At 70.3% G+C, this 15,249-nt stretch carries 14 protein-coding genes; 9 read left to right on the forward strand and 5 right to left on the reverse strand.

The genetic code is table 11. The features are described 5' to 3' along the window. The first annotated feature begins 63 nt into the window (after positions 1-63). From ACFTQE_RS04345 to ACFTQE_RS04360, 4 genes are all read left to right on the forward strand, one after another. Positions 64-1,107, forward strand: coding sequence for a carbohydrate ABC transporter permease (locus ACFTQE_RS04345; RefSeq protein WP_376923909.1), 1,044 nt, complete (start codon positions 64-66; stop codon positions 1,105-1,107). Between the two features lie 119 nt (positions 1,108-1,226). Then, positions 1,227-2,057, forward strand: coding sequence for a carbohydrate ABC transporter permease (locus ACFTQE_RS04350; RefSeq protein ID WP_376923963.1), 831 nt, complete (start codon positions 1,227-1,229; stop codon positions 2,055-2,057). Between the two features lie 2 nt (positions 2,058-2,059). Then, entirely contained in the window at positions 2,060-3,511 is a 1,452-nt protein-coding gene (locus ACFTQE_RS04355) for a glycoside hydrolase family 1 protein (RefSeq protein WP_376923910.1), read from the forward strand. 25 nt (positions 3,512-3,536) lie between these two features. Then, the gene (locus ACFTQE_RS04360) at positions 3,537-4,556 is read left to right on the forward strand and encodes a LacI family DNA-binding transcriptional regulator (RefSeq protein WP_376923911.1); all 1,020 of its coding nucleotides are present in this window, start codon (positions 3,537-3,539) and stop codon (positions 4,554-4,556) included. An 81-nt stretch (positions 4,557-4,637) separates the two neighbouring features. Here ACFTQE_RS04360 and ACFTQE_RS04365 read toward each other — a convergent pair whose 3' ends face one another. The 3 genes from ACFTQE_RS04365 to ACFTQE_RS04375 all read right to left on the reverse strand — a co-directional run bounded on the left by ACFTQE_RS04365 (position 4,638) and on the right by ACFTQE_RS04375 (position 7,091). Next, on the reverse strand, positions 4,638-5,537 hold the full coding sequence (locus tag ACFTQE_RS04365) for a DNA-methyltransferase (RefSeq protein ID WP_376923912.1): 900 nt from the start codon (positions 5,535-5,537) through the stop codon (positions 4,638-4,640). Positions 5,538-5,663: 126 nt separating this feature from the next. Beyond that, positions 5,664-5,999, reverse strand: coding sequence for a hypothetical protein (locus ACFTQE_RS04370; RefSeq protein WP_376923913.1), 336 nt, complete (start codon positions 5,997-5,999; stop codon positions 5,664-5,666). Between the two features lie 42 nt (positions 6,000-6,041). Further along, on the reverse strand, positions 6,042-7,091 hold the full coding sequence (locus tag ACFTQE_RS04375; RefSeq protein WP_376923914.1) for a biotin/lipoate A/B protein ligase family protein: 1,050 nt from the start codon (positions 7,089-7,091) through the stop codon (positions 6,042-6,044). A 70-nt stretch (positions 7,092-7,161) separates the two neighbouring features. Here ACFTQE_RS04375 and ACFTQE_RS04380 point away from each other — a divergent pair, with 70 nt between their 5' ends. Continuing rightward, the gene (locus ACFTQE_RS04380) at positions 7,162-7,806 is read left to right on the forward strand and encodes a histidine phosphatase family protein (protein WP_376923915.1); all 645 of its coding nucleotides are present in this window, start codon (positions 7,162-7,164) and stop codon (positions 7,804-7,806) included. Between the two features lie 7 nt (positions 7,807-7,813). Here ACFTQE_RS04380 and ACFTQE_RS04385 read toward each other — a convergent pair whose 3' ends face one another. Beyond that, complete coding sequence (locus tag ACFTQE_RS04385) at positions 7,814-8,662, reverse strand: alpha/beta hydrolase (protein WP_376923916.1); 849 nt, start codon at positions 8,660-8,662, stop codon at positions 7,814-7,816. A gap of 65 nt (positions 8,663-8,727) precedes the next feature. On the opposite strand from ACFTQE_RS04385, the gene ACFTQE_RS04390 reads away from it, so the two are divergent. The 4 genes from ACFTQE_RS04390 to ACFTQE_RS04405 are packed head-to-tail and all read left to right on the forward strand — an operon-like array spanning position 8,728 to position 13,731. After that, complete coding sequence (locus ACFTQE_RS04390) at positions 8,728-9,924, forward strand: cytochrome P450 (protein ID WP_376923917.1); 1,197 nt, start codon at positions 8,728-8,730, stop codon at positions 9,922-9,924. Further along, complete coding sequence (gene argS / locus ACFTQE_RS04395; RefSeq protein ID WP_376923918.1) at positions 9,921-11,654, forward strand: arginine--tRNA ligase; 1,734 nt, start codon at positions 9,921-9,923, stop codon at positions 11,652-11,654. Before ACFTQE_RS04390 ends, argS begins: the two co-directional genes overlap by 4 nt. A gap of 44 nt (positions 11,655-11,698) precedes the next feature. Further along, positions 11,699-12,196: a MarR family winged helix-turn-helix transcriptional regulator gene (locus ACFTQE_RS04400; RefSeq protein WP_376923919.1), complete on the forward strand. Its 498-nt coding sequence runs from the start codon at positions 11,699-11,701 to the stop codon at positions 12,194-12,196. A gap of 5 nt (positions 12,197-12,201) precedes the next feature. After that, positions 12,202-13,731: an MFS transporter gene (locus ACFTQE_RS04405; protein WP_376923920.1), complete on the forward strand. Its 1,530-nt coding sequence runs from the start codon at positions 12,202-12,204 to the stop codon at positions 13,729-13,731. 80 nt (positions 13,732-13,811) lie between these two features. On the opposite strand, the gene gdhA is transcribed toward ACFTQE_RS04405, so the two are convergent. Then, entirely contained in the window at positions 13,812-15,170 is a 1,359-nt protein-coding gene (gene gdhA, locus ACFTQE_RS04410) for an NADP-specific glutamate dehydrogenase (RefSeq protein WP_376923921.1), read from the reverse strand. Between the last annotated feature and the right edge of the window lie 79 nt (positions 15,171-15,249).

Consider the following 15,249-nt stretch of genomic DNA (forward strand, 5'->3'; position numbering starts at 1 on the left):
CAGCGGGCGCACCGCCCGAGGGCCCTCCACCTCCCCCCTCACCTTCCACGACTGGACACACGCATGACCACGACCATCCGGCCCCCCGAGAACGGGACCGCCGTCCCGGAGCGCCGAGCCGCGGCATCCGGTGCACTGACCTTCCGCCAGCGCCTGTCGCGCTTCGACGTCAAGGCGAGCCCGTACTTCTACGTCTCGCCCTTCTTCATCCTCTTCGCCCTCGTCGGCCTCTTCCCGCTCGGCTACACGCTCGTCGTCTCGATGCACGAGTGGGACCTCCTGAAGGGCCAGGGCGCGTACGTCGGCTTCGACAACTTCGTCGAGATCCTCGGCGACTCCATGTTCTGGAACTCGATCGGCAACACCATCAGCATCTTCCTGCTGTCGTCGATCCCGCAGCTCGTCATCGCGCTCGTCGTCGCCTACCTGCTCGACCAGGGCCTGCGCGCCCCGACCTTCTGGCGCATGAGCGTGCTGCTGCCCTACATCGTGACCCCGGTCGCCGTCGCGATCATCTTCTCGAGCGCGTTCAACGAGGCCGACGGCCTCGTGAACAACATCCTCAACGTCTTCGGCGTCCCCGATCAGCAGTGGAAGCACGACACCTTCCTCAGCCACATCGCGATCGCCACCATGGTGAACTTCCGCTGGACCGGCTACAACGCCCTCATCCTGCTCGCGGCCATGCAGTCGGTGCCGCGCGACCTCTACGAGTCCGCCGCGATCGACGGCGCCGGAGCCGTGCGCCGCTTCTTCTCCATCACGATCCCCTCGATCCGCCCGACGCTCATCTTCGTCATCATCACCGCGACCATCGGCGGCCTGCAGATCTTCGCCGAGCCCCGGCTCTTCGACGTGTCGACCGCGGGCGGCATCGGCGGCAGCGACCGCCAGTTCCAGACCACCGTGCTCTTCATGTGGGAGCTCGCGTTCTTCCGACGCGACTTCGGCGAAGCGGCCGCCGTGGCGTGGCTGCTGTTCCTGCTCATCGTCGGTGTCGGCCTCATCAACTTCCTGATCTCCCGGCGCATCGCGACCGGCGGCGACAGACCCGCCCGCCGCACCCGCCGCGCACGAGAGCGCGCCACCCGAGGAGGAGCGGCATGAGCACCCTGACCCCCGAGCCCATCCCGGCCGTGATCATCGACGACGTCGAGCCCGATCGACCGGCGCGACCCCGCTCCGACGACGGCAGCGGCTCCCCCGGCCGCCGGCCCCGACGCACGATGGGCACCGCCGGCATCGGCAGCCGACCGGGCTTCCTCACCTACGGCCTGCTCGCGGCGTTCATCATCGGCGGCGCCTACCCGCTCTGGTGGTCGGTCGTCGTCGGCAGCGGCACGAACGCCACCCGCGGCGAGACGCTCCCCCTCCTTCCGGGCGGCAACTTCTTCACGAACGCGGCCAAGGTGCTCGACGCGATCCCGTTCTGGCTCGCCCTCGGCAACTCGATCGTCATCTCGGCGATCATCACGCTCTCGGTCGTGACGTTCTCGACCCTGGCGGGCTACGCGTTCGCCAAGCTCCGGTTCCGCGGCCGCGACGGGCTCATGGTCTTCGTCATCGCGACCATGGCGATCCCCACGCAGCTCGGCATCATCCCGCTCTTCATGGTGATGCGCGAGCTCGGCTGGACGGGCACCATCGGCGCCGTCATCGTGCCGACCCTCGTGACCGCGTTCGGCGTATTCTTCATGCGCCAGTACCTCGTCGACGTCATCCCCGACGAGCTCATCGAGGCCGCACGCGTCGACGGCGCGAACCAGATCCGCACCTTCCTGAACGTGGCGCTGCCCGCCGCGCGCCCGGCGATGGCGATCCTCGGCCTCTTCACCTTCATGATGGCGTGGACCGACTACCTGTGGCCGCTCATCGTGCTGAGCCCCGCGAACCCCACCCTGCAGACGGCCCTCAGCCAGCTGCAGTCGGGCTACTACGTCGACTACTCGATCGTGCTCACCGGAGCGGTGCTGGCCACCATCCCCCTGCTCGTGCTGTTCGTCATCGCGGGCAAGCAACTCATCTCGGGAATCATGCAAGGAGCTGTGAAGGGTTGAACGTGAATCACGCGTCGTTCCGACGGAACTGGCCGGCCGACTTCATCTGGGGCTCGGCGACCGCCGCAGCGCAGATCGAGGGCGCCGCGCACGAGGGCGGCAAGGAGGACTCCATCTGGGACGCGTTCGCTCGCGTGCCAGGGGCGGTCGCCGGCGGCGACACCCCCGATCGCGCGGTCGACCACTACCACCGCATGCCGGAGGACGTCGCGCTCATGCGCTCGCTGGGCCTCGACTCCTACCGGTTCTCGACGAGCTGGGCACGGGTCGTGCCCGGCGGCCGCACCGTCAATCGCGAGGGACTCGACTTCTACTCGCGACTCGTCGACGAACTGCTCGGCGCCGGGATCCTGCCGTGGCTCACGCTGTACCACTGGGACCTGCCGCAAGCGCTGCAGGAGCAGGGCGGCTGGGCGAATCGCGACACCGCCTTCCGGTTCGCCGAGTACGCCGACGCCGTGTACGCGGCGCTCGGCGACCGGGTCACGCACTGGACGACGTTCAACGAACCGCTCTGCTCGTCGCTCATCGGCTACGTCGGCGGCGAGCACGCCCCCGGCCTGAACGACCCCGAGGCGGGCCTGGCCGCCGTGCACCACCAGCACCTCGCACACGGTCTCGCGGTCGAGCGGCTCAGGGGCCTCGCGGATGCATCGGGGCGCGACATCCGGCTCGGCATCACGCTGAACCTCACGAACGCGGTGCCGAACGATCCGGCCGACCCCGTCGACCTCGAGGCCGCCCGGCGCATCGACGCTCTGTGGAACCGGATGTACCTCGAGCCCCTGCTGCTCGGCTCGTACCCGAGCGACCTGCTCGCCGACGTGCGCGAATTCGGCCTCGACTCGCGGGTGCTGCCCGGCGACCTCGAGCAGATCGCGCAGCCGATCGACTTCCTCGGCGTGAACCACTACCACGACGACAACGTGTCGGGGCATCCGCTGCCCGCCGGCGCCGCGCCGTCGCTGCGCCCGACCGACCGCCCCGGCCGTTCGCCGTTCCCGGGCAGCGAGCACGTCTCGATGCCGTCCCGGGGGCTGCCTCGCACGGCGATGGACTGGGAGGTCAACCCCGCGGGTCTCACCCGCCTGCTCGTACGGCTGGGGGCGGAATACCCGAATCTGCCCCCGCTGTACGTGACGGAGAACGGCGCCGCCTACGACGACGACGTGTCGGACGACGGCGCCGTGCACGACGTCGAGCGCACCGGATACGTGCTCGACCACGTCGACGCCATCGCGGAGGCGATCGAGCAGGGCGCCGATGTGCGCGGGTACTTCGTCTGGTCGCTGCTCGACAACTTCGAGTGGGCCTGGGGGTACGAGAAGCGGTTCGGCATCGTGCGAGTCGACTACGACACGTTCGAGCGCACGCCGAAGGACAGCGCGCACGCATTCGCGGCATTGATCGCGCAGTCGAAGAGGCGACTCGCGGCGACGACTATCGTGGGGTGAACCGGAGCACTGGAAGGGGCCCACGATGACGGGGAGCATTCCGGCCGGCCACGCGCCGACCCTCGAGATGGTGGCGGCTCGCGCCGGCGTCTCGCGCGCCACGGTCTCCCGAGTCGTCAACGGTTCACCGAAGGTGAGCCCCGAGGTCACCGAGGCGGTTCAGGCGGCGATCACCGCCCTGAACTACGTGCCGAACCGAGCCGCGCGCTCGCTCGCGAGCCGGCGCACCCAGGCGATCGCCCTCATCGTGCCCGAGTCGGCGGCACGCGTCTTCGACGACCCGTTCTTCGCCTCGATCGTGCAGGGCGCCGCGCTGGCGCTGGCCGGCACCGAGTACACGCTGAACATGCTCATCGAGTCGGAGCTCGACCCCGACAAGACCCGGCGCTACCTGCTCGGGGGCAACGTCGACGGTGCGCTCGTCGTCTCGCACCACACGGGCGACCACTCCTTCGCGCACCTGTCGCGATCGTTGCCCCTCGTGTTCGGCGGGCGCCCGCTCGACCCCGAGGAGTCGAGCGGGTACACCGTCGACGTCGACAACGAGCACGGCGCGGCCGCTGCGGCGCAGCATCTCGTCGACGCCGGACGAACCCGTCTCGCCACCATCGCCGGGCCGCAGGACATGCCGCCCGGGGTCGATCGCCTGCACGGATTCACCGCGGTGGTCGCGCGCGCCGGGCTCGCCGACGACCTCGTCGACTTCGGCGACTTCACGGCCGCCTCGGGTGCTGCCGCGATGCGCCGGCTGCTCGAGCAGGCGCCCGAGATCGACGGCGTGTTCGCCGCCAACGACCAGATGGCCATGGGCGCCCTCTCGGCGCTCGCGGACGCCGGGCGCTCGGTGCCGGGCGACGTCGCCGTCGTCGGCTTCGACGACGACCGCTACGCCGCCACCGCGATGCCGCCGCTCACGACCGTGCGGCAGCCCTCCTCCGAGATGGGCGCCGAGATGGCGCGCAAGCTCGTGCGGCTCATCGCCGGCGAAGACGTCGAGTCCGCGACGATCCTGCCCACCGAGCTCGTGGTGCGGCAGTCGGGCTGAGTCCGCCGAGCACCATCCCTCCGACGACGTCGGGCGCGACGTCGGTCAGGCCGTCGGTCAGGCCGTCGGTCAGGCGGCCGGTCAGGCGGCAGTCGGCCCCTGCTCGAACACGACCCCCGCGACATCCGTGAACCGGCCCTTCATGACGGCGATCGCCTCGGGATTCTCGTCGACGAGCACGAAGCGCCGGCCGAGGGTCGCCGCGACCGCACCGGTCGTTCCCGAGCCGGCGAAGAAGTCGAGCACCCAGTCGCCCTCGCGGGTCGAGGCCTGCACGATGCGCCGGAGGATGCCCTCGGGCTTCTGCGTGGGGTAGCCGGTCTTCTCGCGGCCCGTCGGCGAGACGATCGTGTGCCACCACACGTCGGTCGGCAGCTTGCCGAGCTCGGCCTTCTCGGGCGTCACGAGCCCCGGGGCCATGTACGGCTCGCGATCGACGGCGCTCGAATCGAACCAGTACGCCGACGGGTTCTTCACGTACACGAGGATCGTGTCGTGCTTCGTCGGCCACTTGCGCTTCGCCTTGGCGCCGTAGTCGTAGGCCCAGATCAGCTCGTTGAGGAAGCTCTCGCGACCGAAGAGCGCATCGAGCAGCACCTTCGCGTAGTGCGCCTCGCGGTAGTCGAGGTGCAGGTAGAGGGTGCCGTCGTCGGCGAGCAGCCGCCACGCCTCGATGAGCCGCGGCTCGAGGAAGCCCCAGTAGTCGTCGAAGCGATCGTCGTAGCGCAGCAGGTCGCCGCGGATGCGCTCGTAGCGCTTGCCGGCGAACCCGGTGATGGTGCCGACTGAGTCGGCCGCACCCGCGGCGTCGGGGTCATCCGTCGGCATGACGCGCACATGGCGGGTCGACTGCCGCGACTGCGCACGACCCGTGTTGAACGGCGGGTCGAGGTAGATGAGCGTGAACCGGCCGTCGGGGAAGGTCGGCAGCACGGCGAGGTTGTCCGCATGGATGATGCGGTCGGGTTCGTCGAAGCTCACCCGACGAGTCTGTCAGTTCGCACGCCGGGCCACGTGTCGCGAACACAGGCCGGCACGGCTCGACTGCCTCGAACACAGGAGTCCCAGCGGCGTGTCAGCGCCTGATTCCTGTTCTCGGAGTGCAGCTCAGTCGCGTTCGACGTCGAGGCGGATCGTGCCGCGGAAGCGATCGGCGCGTGCCGGCACGGGCCGCGAGGAATCGGTGCCGTCGTCGGCGAAGGCGATGCCCTTGTCGCCGTCACCCGGAATCGGCGAGGGAACCGGCAGGCGGCTCTGGCGATCGAGCTCGACCTGCGCCTCGTGCTTGCGCGGCGCGAAGACCTCGTCGCCGATCATCATGACGCCGCCGCCACCGCCGCCGCGCTTGGTCTTGTCGGAGAGGTCGATCCAGCCGCGCCGCACGGCGAACGCCACGAAGGCGCCGGCGAGCGCGGCGATGCCGACCCAGATCCACCACTCCACCCGGCGAGTCTAACCGGGTTCGCTGAGCCTTCCTCGCACGCGTCAGGGCACCCGGTAGAGCCACTCCCGTGTCGAGAACTTCGACTCGACGAGCGCCTCGGCCTCTGCGAGCTCGTCGGCGCTCACCGTTCCGGGGGTCGCACCGTAGAGCGAGGTGAAGGTCTGCTTGAGGCTCTCGATGACGGCGGCACGAGACAGCCCGGTCTGCGAACGCAGCGGGTCGACGCGCTTCGCGGCGGAGGCGATGCCCTTGTCGCTGATCTTCTCGCGGCCGATGCGCAGCACCTCGAGCATCTTCTCGTTGTCGAGGTCGTACGACATCGTGACGTGATGCAGCACGCCGCCCGAGCCGAGTCGCTTCTGGGCGGCGCCGCCGATCTTGCCGAGCGGGCTCGCGATGTCGTTGAGCGGCTGGTACGTCGCCTCGATGCCGATCGCACGCAGGCCCTGGAGCACCCAGTCGTCGAGGAACGCGTAGGAGTCGGCGAAGCTCATGCCCTGCACGAGCTCGCCCGGCACGTAGAGCGAGTACGTCACGACGTTGCCGCGCTCCATCATCATCGCGCCGCCGCCCGAGATGCGGCGCACGACGTCGAAGCCGTACTTCTCGGCGCCCTCGGGGTCGACCTCGTTCTTGACCGATTGGAAGCTGCCGATGACGACGGCCGACTCGTCCCACTCCCAGAAGCGCAGCGTGGGCTTGCGCCGGCCCTCGCCGACGCGGGTCGCGAGCACCTCGTCGAGGGCGAGGTGCGTGCGCGGCGGCACCGCCGCGTCGTGCACGATCTCCCATTCGTAGTCGGCCCAGCTCGTGGCATCCGTCATCGCGCGCCGCACGGCGACCGCGATCGCCTCGGCCGAGAAGCCGAGCATGACGGCGTCGTGGCGGAGGCCCGCGGTGATCGCCGCGGCGATCTGCTTGGCATCGGATGCCGCGGAGAGCCCGTCGAGCGCCGCGTCGATGTCGCCCAGCGCCTCGTCGGGTTCGAGGAAGAAGTCGCCCGCGACGCGCGGATTCACGATCACCCCGTCGCGCACCTCGAAATCGACGACCACGAGCTTGCCACCGGGCACCTTGTATTCACCGTGCATGCGGTACAGCCTACGGATGCCGGGCGACGCCGCGTCAGCCTACGATCGAGTGAACGGCAGGGGGCCCGAGATGACGACGTTCTACCTGGCACGCCACGGCGAGACGACGTGGCACGCCGACCACCGCTACGCCGGCAATTCGGATGTCCCGCTGACGCGCCACGGTCTCGGCCAGGCCGCGGCGCTCGGCGCCTGGGCGGTCGACGCGCAGCTCGACGCGATCGTCGCGTCACCGCTCTCCCGCGCTCGGCGTTCGGCCGCGCCATCCGTCGAGACGACCGGCCTCGACCTGCGCATCGACGACCGCCTCGTGGAGATCGACTTCGGCGACGGCGAAGGGCTCACGCCCGACGAACTCGCCGAGCGGTTCCCCGAGGAATGGGCGGCGTTCTGCCGCGCGCCCGCCTCGAACCCGTTCCCGGGCGGCGAGCGCGGCCGCGACGGCATCGCCCGCGCGCTGCCGGTCTTCGACGACCTCGTCGAGGAGTTCCCCGACGGCCGCGTGCTCATCGTGGCGCACGCGACGCTCATCAGACTGCTCTTCTGCGAGCTCGCCGGCATGGATCCCGACGGCTACCGCGACCTGCTGCCGGTGCTCGGCAATTGCAGCATCACCACGATCGTCTACCCGTGGGCGACGGAATCGCAGCTCACGAGCCATCCGCGCATCAGGCTGCTCGGCTTCGACGTGCCGCCGGGGCGCGCCGCGATCTAGCCGCCCATCAGTCCGTCGCGAACCGCTCGTCGAGCCATCCGATGAGGTCGGCGCGCACCTCGGCGCGGTTCGTCTCGTTGAAGACCTCGTGCCGCGCGCCCTCGTAGACGATGAGCTCGACGTCGACGAGACCCGAGCGGTGCACGTAGGCGTTCGCGAGCTTCACTGCGCTCAGTTCGCCGCCGAGCGAGTCGTCGGAGCCGACCATGATGAGCAGCGGCAGATCGGCGGGCAGGTGCCGGGCCGGGCGGCCGAGCAGGCGCAGCGAGTCGATCGTGCCGAAGAGCTTCCGCAGCGGGACGTCGGTCGTGTACGGGTCCGTCATGAAGGCCGGGGCGACCGCGGGGTCGCGGCTCAGCCACTCGACGGGAGTCGGGCCGAGGTGCTTGTGGCGGGCGTTCAGGTCGCCGCCGTTCATGTCGAAGAGCGTGCGGTACGCCGTTCCGGTGAGCACGACGCCGTCGTACTTCTCGGCGCTGCGGTTCACGATGATCTGCGACATGAGCGAGCCCCACGAGTGACCGAGCAGCACGAGCGGCAGCTCGGAGCCCTCGGCCTCGCGGATGACGTCCGTGAACCGCTCGACCGCATCGATCGTCGCCCGGAGTCCGCCGGGGCCGAGGCGGCCCATGCGCGTCAGGTCGCCCCCGTGCTGCTCGAAGCCGGTCTGCCCGTGACCGCGATGGTCGTCGGCCCAGACCGAGTAGCCGGCCGCGTTCAGCGCCTCGATGAGCTCGGTGTACCTGCCGATGTGCTCGCCGACTCCGTGGGCGAGCTGGATCACCGCGGTCGCGTCGGGCACCCGCCACGACTCGTAGTGGATCCTGACCCCGTGCTCGTCGGTGAAGGTCGCCATGCCGACATCATGGCAGGCCGTCGACGCCGATGGTCGATGAACCCCCGCTGACTAGGCTCGGGCCTGTGACCGATGCCGTTCAGCACCTCGACCTCGCCGACCCCGCCTTCGACGTCACGTCGGAGCCGGTGCTCGAAGCCCGCGACGCGGGCTGGTACGCCGAGACGCCCTACGGATGGGCGATCCTCCGCTACGAGGAGGGCACGGCCGTCTTGAAGGACCGCCGATTCCAGCAGGGCAACGCGCGCTGGCCGGCGCAGAACGGCATCCACGACGGGCCATGGCAGCAGTGGTGGGGCGAGACCCTGCTGAGCATCGAGGGCGACGACAACCTGCGCCTGCGGCGCCTGCTCGGCCCGGCGTTCCGGAGCCGGACGATCGAGGCGATGCGGCCGCAGTTCCAGGCCCTTGCGAACGAGCTCATCGACGCCTTCGCCCCGCGCGGCCGGGTCGAGTTCGTCTCGGAGTTCGCCGAGCCGTACGCCTCGCGCATCTTCTGCCTGCTGCTCGGCCTGCCCGACGAGCAGTGGCCGCAGGTCGCGCACTGGGCCGACGACCTCGGCAAGTCGTTCGGCGTCAACGTGAAGAGCGACCTGCCGCGCATCGAGGCCGCGCTCGAGGGGCTCACCGAGTACATCGAGGAGGTCATCGCCGACCGGGCGGCGAACCCGCGCGACGACCTCGTGACCACCCTCCTGACGGCCCACGAGAGCGACGACGCGCTGAGCCGGCGCGAGCTCAGCGTCGCCCTGGTCTTCCTCGCCTTCGCCGGCATGGAGACGACGCGCAACCAGCTCGGGCTCGCGATGCAGACCTTCCTCGCCCACCCCGACCAGTGGGCCCTGCTCGCCGCCCGTCCCGAGCTCGGCGGTCGCGCGGTCGAAGAGGTGATGCGGGTCAACCCGACCGTGACCTGGGTCACCCGCGAGGCGATCGACGACGTCGACCTGCACGGCCTGCTGGTGCCGAAGGGCGGCATCGTGCAGGTGCTCTCGCACGCGATCGGCACCGATCCGCGCGCCATGGGCGAGGCATCCGACTTCGACCTGCTGGTCGAGGACCGCCCGCTGCACGCCGGCTTCGGCGGCGGCGTGCACCACTGCATCGGCCACTTCGTCGCGCGCACCGACATGAGCGCCGCGCTCCCCCTGCTCGCGCGGCGCATGCCGGGTGCCGCCGCCGACGGGCCGGGCGAATGGCTGCCCGTCTCGGGGAACACCGGCCCGATCCGCTTCCCGATCCGGTTCCGCGCAGCGTCGTGACGACGCGCATCGAGAGTCCGGCGACGACCGTCGCCGGCACCGTGGCGCACGCGATCGCCGAGGTGCTCGGTCTCGACCCTGCCGGCGTCGACCCGGTGATCCGGCCGTCGCAGTTCACCGACCTGCAGAGCAACGCCGCACTCTCGCTCGGCCCCGTGCACGGCCTGCGTCCGCGGGATCTCGCTCAACGGGTCGTCGATCGGATCCCCACGGACGGGCCGATCGCGCACGCGGAGACGGCCGGCCCCGGATACCTGAACCTCGAGCTCTCGACCGACTGGATCGCCGAGCAGCTCTCCTCCCTCTCGATCGCCGAGCGACACGACGCGACCGGCCGGCGCATCGTGATCGACTACTCGTCGCCGAACGTGGCGAAGGAGATGCACGTCGGCCACCTGCGCACGACCGTCGTCGGCGACGCGCTCGCGCGGATGCTGGAGTGGAGCGGGCACACGGTGATCCGCCAGAACCACATCGGCGATTGGGGCACGCCGTTCGGCATGCTCATCGAGCACTCCCTCGATCTCGGGCGCGGGAGCGCGGAGCTCGACCGGATGGCCGAGGACCCCAACGCCTTCTACCGGGCTGCGCGCGCGAAGTTCGACGCCTCCCCCGCGTTCGCCGAGCGGGCCCGTCGCCGCGTCGTGCTCCTGCAGGCGGGCGATGCGCCGACGCTCGCGCTGTGGACCGAGCTCGTCGACGCGTCGAAGGCCTACTTCCGGAAGGTGTACGGCAGCCTCGACGTGTCGCTGACCGACGAGGACCTCGCCGGAGAGAGCTCCTACAACGACGAACTCGCCGGCATCTGCGCCGACGTCGAAGCCCTCGGGCTCGCCCGCGTGAGCGACGGCGCCCTGTGCGCCTTCCCCGAGGGGTTCATCGGACGCGACGGCGCTCCGGCCCCTCTGATCATCCGGAAGAGGGACGGCGGCTACGGCTACGCGACGACCGACCTCGCCACCATCCGGTACCGCGCCGCCGTGCTGCGCGCGGATCAGGCGGTGTACGTGATCGGCGAGCCGCAGGCGACGCACCTGGAGATGGTCTGGGCGGTCGCCCGCGAGGCCGGCTGGCTCCCGTCGTCGACCGAGACCGTCCACGTCAGGATCGGCAACGTCGTGGGTGCGGACAACAAGCTGCTCCGCACCCGGAGCGGCGACGGCTTCACCCTGGCCGGCCTCGTCGACGAGGCGTACCGGCGAGCGGCCGAGGCCACCGATCGCGAGCACGCGATCGAGGACGACGACGAGCGCGAGCGTGCGGCACGCGCGGTCGCGATCGGCGCGATCAAGTACGCCGACCTCGCAGTGCCGCACGACACCGGATACATGTTCGACCTCGACCGGATGCTCGCCCCCGTCGGCAACACGGGTCCGTACCTGCAGTACGCGGTGACCCGGGTGCGCGCCGTCTTCTCGCACCCTCGGGCGGCGGGCCACGACCCGAACGCGACGATCGTCCTCGACACCCCCGAGGCGCGGGCGCTGGCCCTGCTGCTGCTCGAGTTCGACGCGACCGCGCGGGCCGCGGGCGAGGCCTTCGAACCGCACCGGCTCTGCGCGCTGCTCCACCAGGTCGCGAAGCGGTTCGCCGCGTTCTACGACGCCGTGCCGATCCTCACGGCGTCCCCGACCCAGCGAGACGCTCGCCTCCGACTCTGCCGCCAGACCGAGGCGGTCCTCGTGCGCGGCCTCGACCTGTTGGGCATCACCGCGCCGCGGCGCATGTGAGCCACTGGAATCATTAGCAAGGCTAATTTGTTACACTAAGCAATATGACGGATGTCGCGCGCCCTGCTTCGGCCGATCGATCGACCCCTGCAGCGGCCACGCGAGCACCCGCCGGCCGGCGCCGCACGCTCGCCGAGCAGAGCACCGAACTGCGCATCGCGATCATGCGCCTCTCCCGCCGACTCAGGCAGGAGCGCACCGACACCGAGCTCAGCGGCTCGCAGTTCTCGACCCTCGGCTGGATCTCGACCGAGGGTCCGCTCACGATCGGTCGGCTCGCCGAACTCGAGCGGGTCACCGCGCCGTCGATGAACCGAACGGTGAACTGCCTCGTCGACGCCGGCTACGCCACCCGGGCGACCTCGCCCGATGACGGACGCAAGGTCATCGTCTCCGCCACCGCCGCGGGCGAGACCGTGGTGCTCGAGACCCGCCGCCGCCGCGACGCCTGGCTCGCCAAGCGCTTCGCCGCACTCACCCCCGCCGAACGCGAGACGCTCGCCGAGGCCACGACCATCCTCAGGAGGCTCACCGACCAGTGAGTGCAATGTTCAGATCCCTCGCCCACCGCAACTATCGAATCTGGTTCGTCGGCGCCCTCGTCTCCAACGTCGGCGCGTGGATGCAGGCCACCGCGCAGAACTGGGTGGTGCTCACCGAGCTCACCGACAACGACGCCTTCGCCGTCGGCATCACCATGGCCCTGCAGTTCGCACCGCAGCTGCTGCTCGTGCCGATCACCGGCCTCATCGCCGATCGCTTCGACCGCCGCAAGATCCTCATGGTCACGCAGACCCTGCTCATGCTGCTCGGCCTCGCCCTCGGCCTCCTGCTCGTCTTCGGCCACGCCGAACTCTGGCACCTCTACCTCTTCGCCCTCGCGCTCGGCCTCGTGAACGCCATCGACAACCCGGCGCGGCAGACCTTCGTCTCCGACCTCGTCTCGAACTCCGACATGTCGAACGCGGTCGCCCTGAACTCGGCGTCGTTCAACACCGCCCGCATGATCGGCCCCGCCGTCGCGGGCTTCCTCATCGTGCTGGTCGGCTCCGGCTGGGTCTTCATCATCAACGCGTTCACCTTCCTCGCGGTGCTCGGTGCGCTCGCGATGCTGAAGGGCCGGCAATTGAAGCGCTCCCCACGAGCGCCTCGTGCGAAGGGCCAGTTCGTCGCGGGCTTCCGCTACGTCGCGGGGCGGCCCGACCTCGTGGTCGTGTTCGTCATGGTCTTCCTCATCGGGGCGTTCGGCATGAACTTCCCGATCTTCTCCTCGACGATGGCCGTCGAGTTCGGCCGCGGCGCCGGTGAGTACGGGCTCCTCTCGTCGATCCTCGCGATCGGCTCGCTGACCGGGGCGCTCCTCGCCGCTCGGCGCGAGCGCGCGCGCATCCGCGTGGTCATCCTCGCCTGCGCGTTCCTCGGCTTCGCGACGCTCACCGCCGCGCTCATGCCCAGCTACTGGACCTTCGCCGCCTCGACGATCCTCATCGGCCTCGGCGCCGTGACGATCCTCACGACCGCGAACGGCTACGTGCAGACCACGACCGAGCCCGAGCTGCGCGGCCGGGTGATGGCGCTGTACATGGCGATCCTCGCGGGCGGCACGCCCATCGGCGCTCCCATCGTGGGCGCCGTCGCCGACGGCATGGGTCCGCGCTGGGCGCTCGGGCTCGCGGCCGTCGCCGCGATGGTCGCCGCACTCATCGGCCTCGGCTGGCTCGTGGTGTCACGGGGAATGCGGCTCACGAGGCATCCGCAGTACGCCTGGCGACCGGCCGTGCGGTTCTCGGATGCCCCGACCGCTGCGATCGCGGCCGTGACCACGCAGGCCGTGCCGACCCTGCAGGTCGACCAGCTCGAGCGCGAGATCGAACGCGAGTTCGGCCTGGATCGAGAGGCCGATCGTTCGCGCACGGCCGGGAACGAACGTCGATCGGGCGACGACCGCGACCGCGAGCTCGTGCCGCGTGTGCCGAACGACCGCCTCGTGCCCGCCGACTTCTCCGAAGAGGTGGCGCTCACCTCGCCCATCAGGCTGCCGAAGCCGCCGCACCGCACCGACACGCCCGTGAAGTGACGCGAATCGTCGCTGGTCTGCGGCCCGGCGGTCGATTCTCGTCACTTCGCGACCTCGCGGCGCAGCGGTGAAGAGGTGCGTCAGATCACGCCGAGGGCGAGCATCGCATCGGCGACCCGCGTGAATCCGGCGATGTTCGCGCCGACCACGTAGTCGCCGGGCACGCCGTACTCGTCGGCGGTCGCCGCGGTGCGCTCGTGGATGCCCGCCATGATCTCCGACAGGCGCTCCTCGGTGTGCTCGAAGCCCCACGAGTCGCGCGACGCGTTCTGCTGCATCTCGAGCGCGGAGGTCGCGACGCCGCCGGCGTTCGCGGCCTTGCCGGGGCCGAAGAGCACGCCAGCCTCGCGCAGCACGCGGATCGCGCCGGGCGTCGTCGGCATGTTCGCGCCTTCGGCGACCGCGACGACGCCCGCGGCGACGAGCTTCACGGCCTGCGCCTCGGAGAGCTCGTTCTGCGTCGCGCACGGCAGGGCGACGTCGATGCGCTCGGCGCTCTCGATGTCCCAGACGGATGCCCCGGGCAGGAACTTCGCCCGGCCGCCGCGCTCATCGGCGTAGACCGAGATGCGCTCGCGGCGACGCTCCTTGATGTCGCGGAGCAGCTCGAGGTCGATGCCGTCGGGGTCGTGGATCGCGCCCGAGGAGTCGGACGCGCCGACGACGATGCCGCCGAGCGCCTGCACCTTCTCGATCGCGTAGACGGCGACGTTGCCCGAGCCCGAGACGAGCACGCGGGCGCCGTCGAACGACCGGCCGCGAGTGGCGAGCATGTGCTCGGTGAAGTAGACGGCGCCGTAGCCCGTCGCCTCGGTGCGCACGAGCGAGCCGCCCCAGGTGACGCCCTTGCCCGTGAGCACGCCCGACTCGTAGCGGTTGGTGATGCGCTTGTACTGGCCGAACAGGTAGCCGATCTCACGCGCACCGACGCCGATGTCGCCGGCCGGGACATCCGTGTACTCGCCGATGTGGCGGTAGGCCTCGGTCATGAACGACTGGCAGAAGCGCATGATCTCGCCGTCGGAGCGACCCTTCGGGTCGAAGTCGCTGCCGCCCTTGCCGCCGCCGATGGGCATGCCCGTGAGCGCGTTCTTGAAGACCTGTTCGAAGCCGAGGAACTTGACGGTGCCGAGCAGCACGGTCGGGTGGAACCGCAGCCCGCCCTTGTACGGGCCGAGCGCCGAGTTGAACTGCACGCGGAACCCGCGGTTGATGCGCACCTGGCCGGCGTCGTCGACCCACGGCACCCGGAAGATGATCTGGCGCTCGGGTTCGCAGATGCGCTCGAGGATCGAGGCCTGCACGTACTTCGGGTTCTTGTCGAGCACGCGCCCGAGCGAGTCGAAGACCTCGCGCACGGCCTGGTGGAACTCGACCTCGCCGGGGTTGCGGCGCAACGTGTCGGCGTAGATGTCTTCGATCGTGCTGCGGTTCGGCAACGCGCGCCCTCCTGTCGAACGGATGCCACGTGGTGCATGTCGCGCGCGGCCTTTTCCACACTACCCAGTGTCGAGGAAG

Source organism: Agromyces sp. NPDC056965, from assembly GCF_042673425.1.
GTDB lineage: Bacteria > Actinomycetota > Actinomycetes > Actinomycetales > Microbacteriaceae > Agromyces.

What these genes read in the sequence shown, in the direction of transcription:
- ACFTQE_RS04345 (WP_376923909.1), top strand. Translation starts at nt 64, where the DNA reads ATGACCACGACCATCCGGCCCCCCGAGAACGGGACCGCCGTCCCGGAG.
- ACFTQE_RS04375 (WP_376923914.1), bottom strand. Translation starts at nt 7,091, where the DNA reads ATGCACGGTGAATACAAGGTGCCCGGTGGCAAGCTCGTGGTCGTCGAT.
- ACFTQE_RS04400 (WP_376923919.1), top strand. Translation starts at nt 11,699, where the DNA reads ATGACGGATGTCGCGCGCCCTGCTTCGGCCGATCGATCGACCCCTGCA.
- ACFTQE_RS04350 (WP_376923963.1), top strand. Translation starts at nt 1,227, where the DNA reads ATGGGCACCGCCGGCATCGGCAGCCGACCGGGCTTCCTCACCTACGGC.
- ACFTQE_RS04405 (WP_376923920.1), top strand. Translation starts at nt 12,202, where the DNA reads ATGTTCAGATCCCTCGCCCACCGCAACTATCGAATCTGGTTCGTCGGC.
- ACFTQE_RS04380 (WP_376923915.1), top strand. Translation starts at nt 7,162, where the DNA reads ATGACGACGTTCTACCTGGCACGCCACGGCGAGACGACGTGGCACGCC.
- ACFTQE_RS04385 (WP_376923916.1), bottom strand. Translation starts at nt 8,662, where the DNA reads ATGGCGACCTTCACCGACGAGCACGGGGTCAGGATCCACTACGAGTCG.
- ACFTQE_RS04360 (WP_376923911.1), top strand. Translation starts at nt 3,537, where the DNA reads ATGACGGGGAGCATTCCGGCCGGCCACGCGCCGACCCTCGAGATGGTG.